Annotated in this window: 12 protein-coding genes; 4 read left to right on the forward strand and 8 right to left on the reverse strand. The window is 74.5% G+C overall.

The window, feature by feature from the left end:
* Positions 1-26: 26 nt before the first annotated feature.
* From recQ to RF644_RS01975, 3 genes are read right to left on the reverse strand one after another with little or no spacing between them, the layout of a single operon-like run.
* Positions 27-1,832 carry a DNA helicase RecQ gene (recQ, locus tag RF644_RS01965; RefSeq protein ID WP_017833043.1) on the reverse strand — a complete coding sequence of 602 codons (1,806 nt, stop codon included), beginning with the start codon at positions 1,830-1,832 and terminating at the stop codon, positions 27-29.
* Entirely contained in the window at positions 1,829-4,183 is a 2,355-nt protein-coding gene (locus RF644_RS01970) for a glycoside hydrolase family 65 protein (protein ID WP_368795145.1), read from the reverse strand. Before RF644_RS01970 ends, recQ begins: the two co-directional genes overlap by 4 nt.
* 50 nt (positions 4,184-4,233) lie before the next feature.
* Entirely contained in the window at positions 4,234-5,097 is an 864-nt protein-coding gene (locus tag RF644_RS01975; RefSeq protein WP_368795146.1) for an enoyl-CoA hydratase, read from the reverse strand.
* 153 nt (positions 5,098-5,250) lie between these two features.
* Between RF644_RS01975 and nadE the strand changes: the two genes are divergently transcribed.
* The gene (nadE, locus tag RF644_RS01980; protein ID WP_035925543.1) at positions 5,251-6,075 is read left to right on the forward strand and encodes an ammonia-dependent NAD(+) synthetase; all 825 of its coding nucleotides are present in this window, start codon (positions 5,251-5,253) and stop codon (positions 6,073-6,075) included.
* A 115-nt stretch (positions 6,076-6,190) separates the two neighbouring features.
* Positions 6,191-8,083 (forward strand): DUF222 domain-containing protein, encoded by a 1,893-nt coding sequence (locus tag RF644_RS01985; RefSeq protein ID WP_368795147.1) that lies wholly within the window; start codon positions 6,191-6,193, stop codon positions 8,081-8,083.
* A gap of 267 nt (positions 8,084-8,350) precedes the next feature.
* Here the strand turns inward: RF644_RS01985 and RF644_RS01990 are convergent, their stop codons facing one another.
* From RF644_RS01990 to RF644_RS02005, 4 genes are all read right to left on the reverse strand, one after another.
* Complete coding sequence (locus tag RF644_RS01990) at positions 8,351-9,643, reverse strand: CAP domain-containing protein (protein WP_368795148.1); 1,293 nt, start codon at positions 9,641-9,643, stop codon at positions 8,351-8,353.
* A gap of 138 nt (positions 9,644-9,781) precedes the next feature.
* On the reverse strand, positions 9,782-10,474 hold the full coding sequence (locus tag RF644_RS01995) for a hypothetical protein (protein WP_368795149.1): 693 nt from the start codon (positions 10,472-10,474) through the stop codon (positions 9,782-9,784).
* A 13-nt stretch (positions 10,475-10,487) separates the two neighbouring features.
* Positions 10,488-11,411: an ATP-binding cassette domain-containing protein gene (locus tag RF644_RS02000; protein WP_368795151.1), complete on the reverse strand. Its 924-nt coding sequence runs from the start codon at positions 11,409-11,411 to the stop codon at positions 10,488-10,490.
* Positions 11,408-11,806 (reverse strand): GntR family transcriptional regulator, encoded by a 399-nt coding sequence (locus tag RF644_RS02005; RefSeq protein ID WP_368795152.1) that lies wholly within the window; start codon positions 11,804-11,806, stop codon positions 11,408-11,410. The genes RF644_RS02000 and RF644_RS02005 overlap by 4 nt, the downstream gene beginning before the upstream one ends.
* A 114-nt stretch (positions 11,807-11,920) precedes the next feature.
* Here RF644_RS02005 and RF644_RS02010 point away from each other — a divergent pair, with 114 nt between their 5' ends.
* Positions 11,921-12,727 (forward strand): exodeoxyribonuclease III, encoded by an 807-nt coding sequence (locus tag RF644_RS02010; RefSeq protein ID WP_095649842.1) that lies wholly within the window; start codon positions 11,921-11,923, stop codon positions 12,725-12,727.
* Between the two features lie 6 nt (positions 12,728-12,733).
* Positions 12,734-13,606 carry a hypothetical protein gene (locus tag RF644_RS02015; protein WP_229587641.1) on the forward strand — a complete coding sequence of 291 codons (873 nt, stop codon included), beginning with the start codon at positions 12,734-12,736 and terminating at the stop codon, positions 13,604-13,606.
* Here RF644_RS02015 and RF644_RS02020 read toward each other — a convergent pair.
* A complete protein-coding gene (locus RF644_RS02020; RefSeq protein WP_368795153.1) occupies positions 13,560-14,669 on the reverse strand; it encodes a LacI family DNA-binding transcriptional regulator in 1,110 nt (369 codons plus the stop codon). The genes RF644_RS02015 and RF644_RS02020 overlap by 47 nt on opposite strands.
* Between the last annotated feature and the right edge of the window lie 145 nt (positions 14,670-14,814).

Consider the following 14,814-nt stretch of genomic DNA (forward strand, 5'->3'; position numbering starts at 1 on the left):
GGCAAAGTATCCGCAGGTGCGGATCCTCAGGCGTCGGCGACGACCTGGCGGACGGCCTCGCCGTAGCGCTCGAGCTTGGCGTCACCGACACCGGAGATGCCGCGCAGCTCCCCCAGCGAGCTCGGCCGGGCCTGGGCGATCGCGGCGAGGGTCGCGTCGTTGAAGACGACGTACGCGGGCACGCCCTGCTCCTTGGCCACGGCGGAGCGCCAGGCCCGCAGCTGCTGGAAGAGCTCCTGCTGGGGCTGGTCGAGGACCGGCGGCGCGGCGGCCGTCCTCGGCGTGCGGACGGTCCTGGCCCGCTCCGGCTCGCGCCGCAGGCGCACCTCCCGCTGTCCGCGCAGCACCTCCCCGGCGGCCTCGGTGAGCGCCAGGACGCCGTACTCGCCCTGCACCTGGAGCAGGCCCTGGGCGAGCAGCTGGCGCACCACCCCGCGCCACTCCTGGTCGCTCAGCTCGGTGCCGATGCCGAACGTGGTGAGCTCGGTGTGGCGCATCCGCACCACCCGCTCGGTCTCCCGGCCGAGCAGGATGTCCACCAGGTGCCCGGCGCCGAACTGCTGGCCCCGCTCCCGCTGCAGCCGCACGATCGTGGACATGAGCTTCTGCGCCGGGACCGTGCCGTCGAAGGCCTCGGGCGGGTCCAGGCACGTGTCGCAGTTGCCGCACGGCTCGCTCGCCTCCCCGAAGTAGCGCAGCAGCTGCCGGCGGCGGCACTGCACCGTCTCGCACAGCGCGAGCATCGCGTCCAGGTGCAGCGTCTGGGCGCGCTTGCGCTGCCGGTCCCCCTCGCCGTCCTCGATCATCCGGCGCTGCTGGACGACGTCCTGCAGCCCGTAGGCCAGCCACGCCGTCGACGGCAGCCCGTCGCGCCCGGCGCGCCCGGTCTCCTGGTAGTAGCCCTCGACGCTCTTGGGCAGGTCGAGGTGGGCGACGAAGCGCACGTCGGGCTTGTCGATCCCCATGCCGAAGGCGATGGTCGCGACCATGACGACGCCGTCCTCGCGCAGGAAGCGGGTCTGGTGCTGCGAGCGCACCTCGGCGGGCAGGCCGGCGTGGTACGGCAGCGCGGTGACGCCCTGGCCGGCCAGCCACTCCGCGGTGCGCTCGACCGAGGCGCGGCTGAGGCAGTAGACGATGCCGGCCTCGCCGTCGTGCTCGGTCCGGATGAGCTGGAGCAGCTGCCGGCGGGCGTCCTTCTTGGGCCCGACCCGGTACTGGATGTTGGGCCGGTCGAAGCTGGAGACGAAGACCCGGGCGTCGTCCAGGCGGAGGTTGCGGACGATCTCCTCGCGCGTCTCCGCGGTCGCGGTGGCGGTGAGGGCGATGCGCGGGACCCCGGGCCAGCGGTCGTGGAGGATCGTCAGCCCGAGGTAGTCGGGGCGGAAGTCGTGGCCCCACTGGGCCACGCAGTGCGCCTCGTCGACGGCGAAGAGCGCGATGCGGGCGCGGTCGAGCAGGTCCGCCGCGACCGGGAGGCGCTCGGGAGCGAGGTAGAGCAGGTCGAGCTCGCCGGCCAGGAGTCGACGCTCCACGTCGCGGCGCTCCTCGAGGGTCTGGGTGGAGTTGAGGTACGCGGCGCGCACGCCGACCTGCTCGAGGGCGTCGACCTGGTCGTGCATGAGCGCGATGAGCGGGCTGATGACCACCCCGGTGCCCTCCCGGACGAGCGCCGGGATCTGGTAGCACAGGCTCTTGCCGCCGCCGGTGGGCATGAGCACGAGGGCGTCCTCGCCGCCGGTGACCGCGTCGATGATCTCGGCCTGCTGCCCGCGGAAGGCGTCGTAGCCCCAGACACGGGTGAGCACCTCGAGGGGCGCGGGGCGCGTCACGGCGTGCGGGGGGCGCGCGGGGCGCGTCCCGGGGGCTGGTGCGGGGCGGGGGTGGGCGGGTGCGGCACGTGCAGCGGCGCGGTCGCGGGGCGCGCGGCCGTGACGGCCAGGGCCTCGCCGTCGATCCGCAGCGCCACCTCGCCGGCGTCCCCGTCCAGGACCCGCACGGTCGTGCCCGAGCGGGTGATCTCCACGCCGAGCCGGCGGCCGTGCCACCGGAGGCGGAAGGCGATCCGGTGCAGGCGCTCCGGGAGCCGGGGGGCCAGGCGCAGCTCGCCCCCGTCCGTGTCCAGTCCCCCGAACCCGCAGACCACGGCCAGCCACGACCCGGCGGCGGAGGCCAGGTGCAGGCCCTGCTCGGCGTCCTGCTGGATGTCCCGCAGGTCCACGAGGGCGGACTCGCGCAGGTGCTCGAGGGCGAGGTCCAGGTGGCCCACGCGGGCGCAGACCACGGCCTGCACGCAGGCCGACAGGGACGAGTCGCGGACGGTGCGCTGCTCGTAGTAGTCCAGGTCCCGGGCGGTCTGCTCCGGGGTGAACGCCTCGGCGCACCACCACAGGGCGAGGACCAGGTCCGCCTGCTTGACGATCTGGCGGCGGTAGATCTTGGCGTAGTGGAAGTGCTCCTCCACGGGGTAGCCGTCGCGCTTGGCCTCGAAGTCCCACTCGCGGTAGGTCGTGAACCCCTCGTTGGAGGGGTGCACGCCGCGCACGGCGTCGTAGGGGATGTGGATCGCGTCCGCCAGGGCCCGCCACCGCTGGAGCTCGTCCGCCGTCACGGAGAGCCGCCCCACGTGCTCGGGGTGCTCCTCGCACGCGTCGGCGGCCGCCCGGAGGTTGCGCCGGGCCATGAGGTTGGTGAAGACGTTGTCGTCCACCACGCCGGTGTACTCGTCCGGCCCGGTCATGCCGAGGAGGTGGATGCCGCCCTCGTGGTCCTCGTGCACCATGGCCGCCCACACGCGCGCCGTCTCCACCAGGACGTCGACCCCGCCGACCTCGGTGAGGTCCTCGCCGGTGGCGTCGGCCCACCAGCGGAAGGCCCGCGCGATGTCGGCGTTGACGTGCATGGCCGCGGTGCTGGCCGGCCAGTACGCCGACGTCTCGTGCCCGTCGATGGTGCGCCACGGGAAGGAGGCGCCGCCCAGGTCCAGGACCTGCGCCCGCTCCCGGGCCCGGTCCAGGGTCGAGGAGCGCCACTGCAGGAGCCGGGCGGCGTCCCGGGGACGCAGCAGCGCCAGGGCCGGCAGCACGAAGCCCTCGATGTCCCAGAAGGTGTGCCCGCTGTACCCGCCCCCGGTCAGCCCCTTCGCCCCGACCGGGGCGCGGCTGACGCAGGCCGCCGCCTGCAGGAGCTGGAACAGGTCGAAGCGGATCGCCAGCTGCAGCTCGGGGTCGCTGTCGATCTCCACCTCGGCACCGTCCCAGTACTCGTCCAGCTCCGCCCGCTGGTCGGCGAGCAGCCCGTCCCAGCCGCGCCGCCGAGCCCCGGTCATCGCGGCGAGCACCCGCTCCCGCAGGTCGGCCGAGGGGTCCGCGTCCGAGGACGCGTGGCAGAGGTACTTGACGAAGCCCACCCGCTGCCCGGGCCGGAGGTCGGTCACGAGGGTGGTGACCACCTGGTCGTCGTCGCACTGCGTGCTCACGGCGCCGCCGGCCGGAAGGTCGACCTCGTGCTCGACCGCCGCGGCCACCCCGATCCCGCTCCCGTGGGTGCGGTGGACCAGGACGCCGCCGGTCTCGTGGCAGCGGCTGAGGCGGGCGCGGAACGGCTGCTCCAGGACCGCGGCCACGCGCGGGTCCTCGTTCTCCACCTTGGGCGGGGTGCCGTTGACGACCAGGTCGGAGCGCAGCACCGCCTGGACCGTGCGGTCCAGCGCCTCGACCTCGTAGCGGATCGCCGTGACGGAGCGCTGGGTCAGCGAGACCAGGCGGGTGGACGTCAGGCGCATCCGGGCGCCGCGCGGGGTGACCCACTCCGTCTCGCGGCGCAGCGTGCCCGCGCGCAAGTCGAGCACGCGGTCGTGCTGCTCCGGCGGGGACTCCCGGACGTCCAGCGGCACCCCGTCCACCTGCAGGCGCACGGTGCTCCCGTCGGCCACGCCGATGATGGCCTGCCCGTGCTCGGGGTGCCCGTAGCCGCCCTCGGGGTAGGACAGCGGGTGGTACTCGTAGACCCCGGCCAGGAAGGTCCCGCGGGAGGCGCTGGGCTGCGCCTCGTCCAGCGTGCCCCGGACGCCGACGTACCCGTTGGACAGGGCGAAGACGGACTCCAGGGCGCCGTGCGCGCCGGGGTCGAGAGCGGACTCGCGGACCTGCCAGGCGGAGGCATCGTTCGACGGTTGAGGCATGGCACCACGTTAGCCGCCGCGGCCGGGCGGCACCCGGCCGCGGCGGGGGTTCAGCGGTGCGTGAACCGCGGCTCGCGCTTCTCCGCGAACGCGGCCATGCCCTCCTTCTGGTCCTCGGTGGCGAACAGGGCGTGGAAGAGCCGCCGCTCGAGGTGCACGCCCTGCGCGAGGGTGGTCTCGAACGCGGTGTCCACGGCCTCCTTGGCCGCGAGGACCGAGGGCAGGGACTTCGCCGCGATGGTCGCGGCGACGTCCAGGGCCTCCGCCAGCAGGTCCGCTGCGGGCACCACGCGGGAGACGAGGCCCGCCCGCTCCGCCTCCGCGGCGTCGAGGTGCCGGCCGGTGAGGACCATGTCCATGGCCTTGGCCTTGCCCACCGCACGGGCCAGGCGCTGGGAGCCGCCCATCCCGGGGATCACCCCGAGGTTGATCTCGGGCTGCCCGAAGCGGGCCGTGTCCGCGGCGATCAGCAGGTCGCACATCATCGCGAGCTCGCACCCCCCGCCCAGGGCGTAGCCCGAGACCGCGGCGACCACGGGGGTGCGCACCCGGGTGAAGGCGTCCCAGCCCGCGAACCAGTCCGCGAGGTACATCTCCGGGGCGCTGCGCCCCGCCATCTCCTTGATGTCGGCGCCGGCGGCGAAGGCCTTCTCCGAGCCGGTGAGGACGATCGCCCCGATCCCGGGGTCGGTGTCCAGGGCGGTGGACGCGGCGACGACCTCACGCAGCGTCGCGGCGTCGAGGGCGTTGAGCGCCCGCGGCCGGTTCAGGGTGATGATCCCGACCCTCCCGCGGGTCTCGACCAGGATGTTCTCGTACGTGCTCCCCGAGGCGTTCTGTGAGGTGTTCCCGGAGGTGTTCCCCGGGGTGTCCTCGGCGGTGTTCCGGCGGTCGGTCCCGTGCTGCTCGCTCATGCTGCGCTCCTGGTTCGCTCGGTCGGTCGGATCCGGTGCTCCCGGGGGCGGCTCCGGTGCGGGGGCATGGCCCGCATCCTACGCAAGGGCCCCGCCGTTCCGGGACCGTGTTCCCCTTGCCCGCCCGGGCGCGGCCCGCACTAGCATGGGCCCATGCGGACACTGCAGGCAGCAATCATCGAAGAGATGGGCGTGAAGCCCGAGATCGACCCCGAGCAGGAGATCGAGGCGCGCGTCGGCTTCCTCTGCGACTACCTGCGGGCCAGCGGCACGAAGGGCTTCGTGCTCGGCATCAGCGGGGGCCTCGACTCCACGCTGGCCGGCCGGCTCGCCCAGCTGGCGGTCGAGCGGGTGCGCGCCGAGGGCGGCGAGGCGGAGTTCGTGGGCGTGCGCCTGCCCCACCGGAAGCAGCACGACGAGGAGGACGCCCAGGCCGCCCTGCGCTTCGTCGCCGCCGACCGCACCATCACCTACGACATCGCCCCCGCGGTGGACGGCTTCGAGCACGGCTTCGAGGGCGCCACGGACCGGGAGATCTCCGACTTCAACAAGGGCAACATCAAGGCCCGGATGCGGATGATCGCGCAGTACGCGATCGCCGGGGAGCACAACTACCTGGTGATCGGCACCGACCACGGCGCCGAGTCCGTGACCGGGTTCTTCACCAAGTACGGCGACGGCGGGGCGGACGTGCTGCCGCTGTTCGGGCTCGACAAGCGGCAGAACCGTCTCCTCGCGAAGACCCTCGGCGCCGAGGAGCGGCTGTGGGCGAAGGCCCCCACCGCCGACCTGCTCGACGACGCCCCGGGCCAGACCGACGAGGCCGAGCTCGGGCTGTCCTACGACGACATCGATGACTACCTCGAGGGCCGCGAGGTCGCCGACGCCGTGGCCGAGCAGATCGAGCACCGCTGGCGCATCACCCGGCACAAGCGCACGACCCCCGCCACGATCCTCGACGACTGGTGGCGCTCCTGACGCCCGGAGCACCCGCACCACCACGGAGCCGCGCACCCCGATCGGGGTGCGCGGCTCCGTGGTCGTCGGGGCCCCCACGGCTTAGCGAGTCGGAGGTGCTGGGGAGAATGGTTCCATGACGGCGACGGCGCAGCGGCGGACCCGGACCCTCCTGGCCGGGGAGGAGTCTCCGGCGCGGCCGGTGCTCGCCGAGGTGGCCGGGCAGGGACCGCGGAGCGCCGAGGTGCACGACACCGCGGGGCAAGGCGCTCCGGGGCGTGCCTCCGTGGTGCAGGCCATGAAGGTGCAGGACGCCGTGGCGCAGGCCGCTCAGGGGCGGGATGCTCAGGTGCAGGACGCTCCGGGGCATGCCGCCGAGGTGCGGGCTGCCGCGGCGGGCCTGGTGGAGGCCGCGGCGGCGGAGGCGCGGGCGGTGGGCGCGCAGGTGCGGTGCATCCACCGGTTGTGGCTGGCCGGGCAGGCGGCGCGCACGGCGGCCCGGTTCCAGGCGATGGCGCAGGCCGAGGCCGAGATCGCCGCCGGCGGGTTCCTCCGCCCGGACCCGCTGAGCCTGCTGGCCGAGGCGGAGCACCAGCTGCTCGTGGACATTGCGGCCGAGGTCGGTCCGGCCCTGCGGCTGCCGGCGGGCACGGCCCGGCGGCGGGTGGAGGACGCCGTGCTGCTGGCCGAGATGCTCCCGGAGGTCCTCACCGCCCTGGAGGAGGGCCGGATCGGCTCGCCCCAGGCCGCGGTGCTGGTCGAGCAGTGGCGTGAGCTGATCACCCAGGCCCCGACCTGGGCCCCCGGCCGGTGCGACCCGCCGCCGGTGGCGGCCGTCGGCCGGCTGATCACCGAGCTGCTGGACCGGGCCCCGCACGCCACCGCGGCGCAGCTGCGCGCGACCGCCCGCACCCGGCGGGCCGTGCTCGTGGCCGGCGCCGAGGAACGCGCCCGCCGCGCCGCGCGCAGGACCCGGGCGGTGTGGGTGGAGCCGGCCGCCGACGGCACGGCCTGGCTGCACGCGCTGCTGGAGGCCCCGGTGGCCCTGGCCGTGCACGACCGGCTCGAGGACCTGGCCCGGCTGCTGGGCCAGGACGTCCCGGACCCCGCACGACCGGGGCGGCCGGGACCGCAGGAGCAGGAGGAGGCCGTGCCGCGCTCGGTGTCGGAGCTGCGGGCCGACGTGCTGGCGGACCTGCTGCTGGACGGGGTCCTGCCGGAGGAGCCGGGCTTTCCGCGCGGGGTGCGGGCCCGGGTGAGCGTGCTGGTCCCGGTCTCGGTGCTGACGTGCGCCGGCACGGCCGGGGGCGAGTCGGCCGGGGACGGGATCCCGGTGCTGTCGGGCTACGGGCCCATCAACGCGGAGGTGGCCCGTCAGCTGGCCGCCGGGGCCGGGGCGTGGCACCGGGTGCTGACCCACCCCGTGACCGGGGTGGTCCTCGACCACGACCGGACCGTCTACGCCGTGCCCCGGGACCTGCGCCGGCTGGTCGAGCTGCGCGACGGGACCTGTCGCTTCCCCGGGTGCCGGCGCCGGTCCGAGGCCTGCGATCTCGACCACACGGTGGCCTGGGCCCGGGGCGGGCCCACGGCCGAGCACAATCTGGCCGCCCTGTGCCGCCACCACCACCGGGTCAAGCACCGCCACGGCCACCTCGGGGCCTGGTCGGTGCGGCGGATCACCCCCGGCCCGCACGAAGGCACCGCCCCGGGCACGGACGGCAGCCCGCCCGGGGGAACGGCCGGGCACGCCGCGGTCCTGGAGTGGACCTCGCCGGGCGGGCTCGTGCACCGCACCGCACCCGAGCACACCGTTGCCCGCCCCGAACCCGAGCACACCGTTTCCGGCACCGCACCCGGCCGCCGGAGCGCCCCGGCCACCGGCCGGCCGCCCGGCACCGCTCCGCCCGTGGGTCCGGCTGCTGATCCTCCGCCCGGCACCGCTCCGCCCGTGGGTCCGGCTGCTGATCCTCCGCCCGGCGGCCTCCGGCTCGACGATCTCCCGTCCGACGACCCCCCGCCGTTCTGAGACCGGCGAGCCCGCGTCCTCCTGGGCCCGGCTCCCCCGAGGCCGGTGTCGTGGTGAGGTGGTCCGGGCCCTCCGCGCGAGGGCGCCTGTTGCCCACGGCCGGGAACGGCCCGCAGCCGTTTCCCCCGAGCATCCCCTCAGGTCACCGGGGCAGGAACCGCGGTGGAACCGCCGGACGAACCGACGAAGCGTGCGCCCGCCACGTCGGAACACCCCCGGCTCGGCCGATCCCACCGCACGGAGAGACCGGCCTCGACGGCTTCGGGCTCAGCGGGTGACCCAGGTGCGCCCGGAGGCGTAGTGGACGGTGACGCCCTTCGAGAAGCGCTGGCGCACCTCTGCGCCGTAGCGGTACTCGTCGGTGACGGGGAAGCCCCAGCCGCGCTCGGAGTCCGCAGCCTTCCAGGCCCGCCCGATGGCCCCGTACTGCTTGACCGCGCGGGAGCCCGTGCCGGGACTCCACAGGAGCATGGTGGAGCGACCGTCGCGGCGGAAGATCTGGTACGCCCCACCGGTGGCCGGGCGCTCGTCCGTGGCGGGCAGTCCGAAGTGGTGCTCCCGGCCGGCCGCGACCCACCGGCCGCCGATGGATCCGTAGTTCTTCACGGCCATCGCGCCGTAGCCGGGGGCCCAGTAGACCGTGGTGGTGCGGGTGCCCTTCCGGAACTGCTGGTAGACGCCGCCCTCGATCAGGCCGCCGCGCTCGTTCATGGTGGGCTCCCCGAGCACGGCCGCCCCGCCCAGACGGTGGTACTTGGTCCCGATCGCCCCCCGGACGGCGTAGGACGGCGTCGTCACCGGGGGTGCGGTCACCGGCGGCACGAACCCCTGCGCCGGGCCCGCGACCGTCCCGGGCACGGCCTGCCCGGCCGGATAGGCGTAGTAGTAGATCGTCAGGTAGGTCTCCCACCCGGGGCCGCCCGAGCCCGACGTGGCGACGTGACTCACCCCGATCCCGAGGTGGGTCAGGTCCCGGGCGAACTGGTCGGTCCCGTTGCGGGGGAAGAAGTCCAGCAGGTAGTGCGCGAGCGCCTCGACCGCCTCGACGCCCTCGAAGGGGCCGGTGAAGACGCCCTTCCCGTAGTACTGGTCCATCCGGATCCCCCCGGCGGGGGCGCCCGCCCAGGGGTCCGGGTTGCGGGACTCCTTGCGGGCCCCGGCCATGGTCTCCGCCCACTGCTGGGCGTTGCGGGACAGCGCGGTGTTGTAGACCAGCGGGGCGCGCCTCGCCTGGCCGCGGTGGTCGTTGACGATCTTGAAGGCCTCGGTGATGTCCTCGACCGTGGTCGGGTGGGCGCCGGCCGACGCCGCCCCGGCCAGGCCGCCGGCGGCCTGGTCCTCCGCGGCCGCCGGCGCCGGAGCCCCGGCCGGGGCGGCGTCGCTGCCCGAGCCCCCCTGCAGGCTCAGGGCGGGCGCGCCCTCGGTGCCGGCCGACTCGGCCGGACCGGACAGCTCGGGCAGATCGGCCGGAGGAGTCGGGGCTGCGAGCGCCGCCGGGACTCCGCCGAGGAGGAGGGCGAAGGTGGTGGACACGACGAGCGCGGTCCGTGCGAGGTTCATGGGGGTCTCTCCCTGCTGGGGGCGGCGCCGCCGGGGGCACGGGCCAGCAGGAAATTAGCATGTGCAACCACTCGGTGGAAGAGTGCGCGGGGAAACCCCTGGTCCCCCGGCGCGGCGGCACTCGCCGCGCCGAGGTGCTCAGCGGACGGAGACCCGGCGGTACAGGCCCCAGCCCAGCAGCACGAGCCCCGCCGGAACCCCCGCGGAACCCGCGCCGACGGCCGCCGCGGCGCCCGCTCCGGTCGCGGCGGCCCACACCAGCACGGCCAGGGTCGTCACGACGGTCCCGATGATGGACAGCGTCAGCGCCACGGGGCCGCCCCGGACGTACACCGTGGCGAAGACCGCCCCGACCAGCTGCGCCCCGAGGTAGACCAGGAACGCCACGAGGAGGGCCCACGCCGGGGACCCTCCGGCGAAGAGGTGGACGTCGAAGGCGGGCAGGCCCAGGAACCAGCCGCCGGTGGCGCGCTCCAGGAGCAGGAGCACGGTGAGGACGGCCGCGGCCAGCAGGGCGTGGAGCACGAACGTCAGCACCGAGCCCCACCACATCGACCGGCGGGTGGCCCCCAGCGCCAGGGCGAGGGGCGTGTTCGTGCCGATCACCTGGGCGGCGTGGACGAGCAGGGCGATCCCGGGCCACCAGAGCAGGACCTGGTTGTAGCGCAGGCCCTCGGCCACGGCATCCACCGGGGCGCCCAGGACCACGTGCAGCACGACCCCGGCGAGCAGGCTGAGCAGCCCGGACACCGTGATCACGCCCACGACCATCCAGACCCCGGCGGACCGGTTGACGGTGTTGAGCTTGAGGACAGGGGTGAGTCGTGACATGGCGGAGGTCCTCTCAGGCGTTCTGGAGCTGGTCGGCGGGCACCGGGACGAGCCCGTGGGCGGCCACGGCCGACTGCAGGGAGACCGCGTCGATCTCGATCCCGTGGCGCGCGGCGGCCGCCCGGGCGTCGTCGTCGTGGGGCGCCACCACGGTCACGGTGCGCAGCGCCCCGATCCGCTGCTCGCGGGAGACCTGGTGCTCGAGGCGCCGCTCGGCCAGGTAGCCGGCGACGTCGGCGGCGGGCCCCGCAACCGTGTGGGCGCTGGCGCGGGCGGCCTCGAGACCGGCGTCCAGCACGAGCCGCCCGCGGTCGAGGAGCAGGACGTGGTCGAGGAGGTTGGCGACCTCGTCGACCAGGTGCGTGGAGATCACCACGGTGCGCGGGTGCCGCGCGAAGTCCTCGAGGAGCCGGTCGTAGAACAGCTCCCGGGCCACCGGGTCCAGCCCGCCGTAGGGCTCGTCCAGCATCGTGAGCTCCGCGCGGGACGCGAGGCCCAGGACGATGCCGAGGGCCGTGTGCTGGCCCGTGGAGAGCTTCTTGATCCTGGTCCGCGACGGGAGCCGGAGGTCCTCGGCGAGACCGCGGGCGAGCTCCTCGTCCCAGCCGGGGTAGAACGCCGGTGCGGCGTCGAGGACGTGGCGGACCCGGAACTCCTCGGGGTAGCGCTGCCGGTCCCGCAGCAGCACCGTGCGGGAGAGCGCCTCGGGGTTCTCCCACCCGGGGCGGCCGAACAGCTCGACCCGCCCGCCCCGGTCGGGGCGGACCTGCTGGCCGATCACGGACAGCAGGGTGGTCTTGCCGGAGCCGTTGCGCCCCACAAGTCCGTAGATCCGGTCCGGGGCGAGATCGAGGTCGACGCCGTCGAGGGCCCGGGTCTCCCGGTAGGTGCGGGAGACGCCGCGCAGGGCGACGACGGGGGCTGGCGTGCCGTTCATGGGGTGGGCTCCTGACGGGTCGGTGCGGCGGCCTCGGACCGGCCGAGGGCGGAGCGGACGAGGTCGAGGACGTCCCCCGGCGGGAGCCGGAGGGAGTGCGCCTCGGTGACGAGCGGTGCCACGTAGCGGTCGGCGAACTCCTGCCGCCGCTGCTCGAGGAGCCGTTCCCGGGCGCCGGCGGCGACGAACATGCCGATGCCGCGGCGCTTGTAGAGGATCCCCCGGTCCACGAGCCGGTTGACGCCCTTGCCGGCGGTGGCCGGGTTGATCCGGTAGAAGGCGGCGAACTCGTTGGTGGACGGGACCTGGGTCTCCTCGGGATAGGCGCCCGCGAGGATGTCGGCGCAGATCCGTTCGGCGATCTGCTGGAAGATCGGGCGGTCGTCGGCGATCACGGCCCTCCCCCTCACTGGTTCATTAGTTATGTAACTAACCATGGCACCTGGATCGGTGCTGCGCAAGGGGGGGGCGGCGAATTCCCGTCCGGGGCAGCCGGTAACGTGGGGCCCATGAGGATTGCCACCTGGAACGTGAACTCCGTCCGCGCCCGCGCCGACCGCGTGGAGGCGTGGCTGCAGCGCTCGGACGTGGACGTCCTGGCCATGCAGGAGACCAAGGCGAAGGACGACAACTTCCCCTGGGAGCTCTTCGAGTACATGGGCTACGACGTCGCCCACTTCGGCCTCAGCCAGTGGAACGGCGTGGCGATCGCCTCCCGGGTGGGCCTCGAGGACGTCGAGCGCACCTTCCCGGACCAGCCGGCCTTCGGCAAGCCCGGCGAGGAGCCCGTGCAGGAGGCCCGGGCGATCGGCGCCACGTGCGCCGGCGTGCGCGTCTGGTCTCTCTACGTCCCCAACGGCCGCGGCCTGGAGGACCCGCACATGCCCTACAAGCTGGAGTGGCTGCGCGTGCTCAAGGACCACGCCAAGCAGTGGGTCGACGAGGACTCCACGGCGCAGGTCGCCCTGGTGGGCGACTGGAACGTGGCCCCGCAGGACGAGGACGTGTGGGACATGCAGTTCTTCCTCGACAACGGCCTGACCCACGTCAGCGCGCCCGAGCGCGCCGCCTTCCGCGCCTTCCTCGAGGAGGCCGGCTACCAGGACGTGGTCCGCCCCCGGCACCCCGGCCCGGGCGTCTACACGTACTGGGACTACAAGGGCCTGCGCTTCCCGAAGAAGGAGGGCATGCGCATCGACTTCCAGCTCTACTCCCCCGCCCTGGCCGGCCGCGTCACCGACGCGTCGATCGACCGCGAGGAGCGCAAGGGCAAGGGCGCCTCGGACCACGCCCCCGTCGTCGTCGAGATCGCCTGAGCCGCCGTGGCCCAGCTGCTGCAGGTCGGCCGGACGTTCCGCTCGGCCACCGGGATCCCCCACCAGTTCGCCCTGCGGGTGTACGTACCCGCCGAGGAGCTCGACGCCGTGTACGCCCCGCTGGTGCCCCGGGCGCTGTCCCCCGAGGAGGCCGGGGTCAACGAGCTGACCGAGCAGCTCGCCCGCCTGGCCGAGCCGGGCCAGGAGCCCCTGCCCCCGGCCGTGGAGCCGCTGTGGACCCTGCCGTTCTCCGCGGCGCCCCGGGGCCGGGACATGCTCGCGGCCGGGGTCGGGGACTTCCCCGTCTACCACCCCCCACAGCGGCTGCGGCGCTCGCTGCGGCTCGTGGCGCTCGCCGAGGAGGAGGGCGGCCAGCCCCTGCCCAACCTGCTCATCCCCGAGGACGCCGTCCGGGCCGCGGGCGATCGCGTGAGCCGGGAGCACTTCGTGCCCGTGCACGCGCGCCAGTCGGCGTTCACCGTCCCCATGGCGTGGTTCTCCCTCTTCACCGCCCAGGACCACACCGAGAGCTTCCACCACGGCAACCGCGTGCACCGGTGCGCGGTGCCGGTGGACCTCGCGACCCGTCGCGTGGTGCGCGCCGCGCAGGTGGTGGAGGACGCGGGCGGCGAGGACCTCGAGGACCTCGCCGAGGACCTCACGCACCTGGGCCGGTGGCTCGGGGCCTTCTCCGCCAATTCCCTCGTGGTCCTGCACTACGGCTCGCTCGCGGACCCGTTCCAGCCGGACGAGAGCCCGCAGGACTTCTCGGACGCCGTGGAGCTGCTGGCCGCGCGGGACGCCCACGGCGCCGCCGTGGCGTTCCGCCGGCTCATGCACCGCTGGCTGCGCCTCGCGCACCTGGAGAGCGCCAGCTGACACCGGACCAGGGCCGGGCTGCGTCCTGCGCGGCGTGCGCCGGCCCGGCCGGGCCGAGGAGTGCCGTGCTGCTGCGCACGACGACGCGGGTGGGCAGCTTCTGCGCCAGGTCCGGATCCTCCCCGCGCAGCAGGGCCAGCAGCAGGCGCCCGGCCCGCAGCCCCTGGTCCCGGACGGGCTGGCGCACGGTGGTGAGGTCGACCAGCTCCGCCAGGGGGTGGTCGTCGATGCCGATGACGGAGACGTCCTCGGGCACGCGCAGGCCGGCGCGCCGGATGGTGCGCATCGCGCCCAGTGCCATCTCGTCGGAGTGGGCCATGACGGCGGTGGGGAGGTCGCGGACGCTGAGCAGCCGCTCCATGGCCTCGGCCGCCGGGACCCCGCCCCACGCGGTGGTGACGACCAGCTCCTCGTCGACCGGGACGTCGGCGCGGGCCATGGCCTCGTAGAAGCCCCGGGTGCGTCCGCGGTGGACCGGCTGGTCGGTGCGGTCCGGATCGACGGCGGTGATCATGGCGATCCGGCGGTGGCCGAGGCGCAGCAGGTGCTCGGTGGCCTGGCGCACGGCGGCGGCGTCGTCGATGGAGACGTAGGGGTAGGTCGCGTCCTGGCCGCCGGCGGCGACGATGGTGACGCCCATCAGCTCCAGGCGGCGCCGTTCGTGGTCGGTGACCGGAACGGCGACCACCACGACCGCGTCGACCTTCCGGCGGGCGGGCAGGTGCTCGAAGAACGCGTGCCGCCCCTCGGGCTCGCCCACGTGGTACAGCAGCACGTCGTGACCGGCCTCCCGCAGCACCTCCTCGAGACCGCTGACCATCTCCCCGAAGTACCAGCGGTCCAGGTGGGGCACGACCAGGGCCACGCTGCGGGTGGCGCCGGTGGCCAGGCGCGAGGCCTCCGGGGAGGCGACGTACTCCAGCCGGCGGGCGACCTCGGCGACCCGTTCCCTGGTGGTCGCGGCGACGCCGTAGGCGCTGTTGAGCGCCCGGGAGGCGGTGGCCAGGGAGACGCCGGCCTCGCGGGCGACATCGGCCAGACCGACGGACTTCGAGGAGTTCATAGCCCCAGTGTAGATGTTTAGGAAGCGTTTTCTACATGTCGCCCCGAACAGCACGGTCGCGCTCTCCCACTCGGAAGGACTTTCCCGTGTGGCATCACGATTGAGGGGTTGACAGCCTTCCGGTATGACATGAATCATATTCGGA

It is taken from the genome of Kocuria sp. CPCC 205258 (assembly GCF_040981005.1).
Taxonomy (GTDB): Bacteria; Actinomycetota; Actinomycetes; order Actinomycetales; family Micrococcaceae; genus Kocuria; species Kocuria rosea.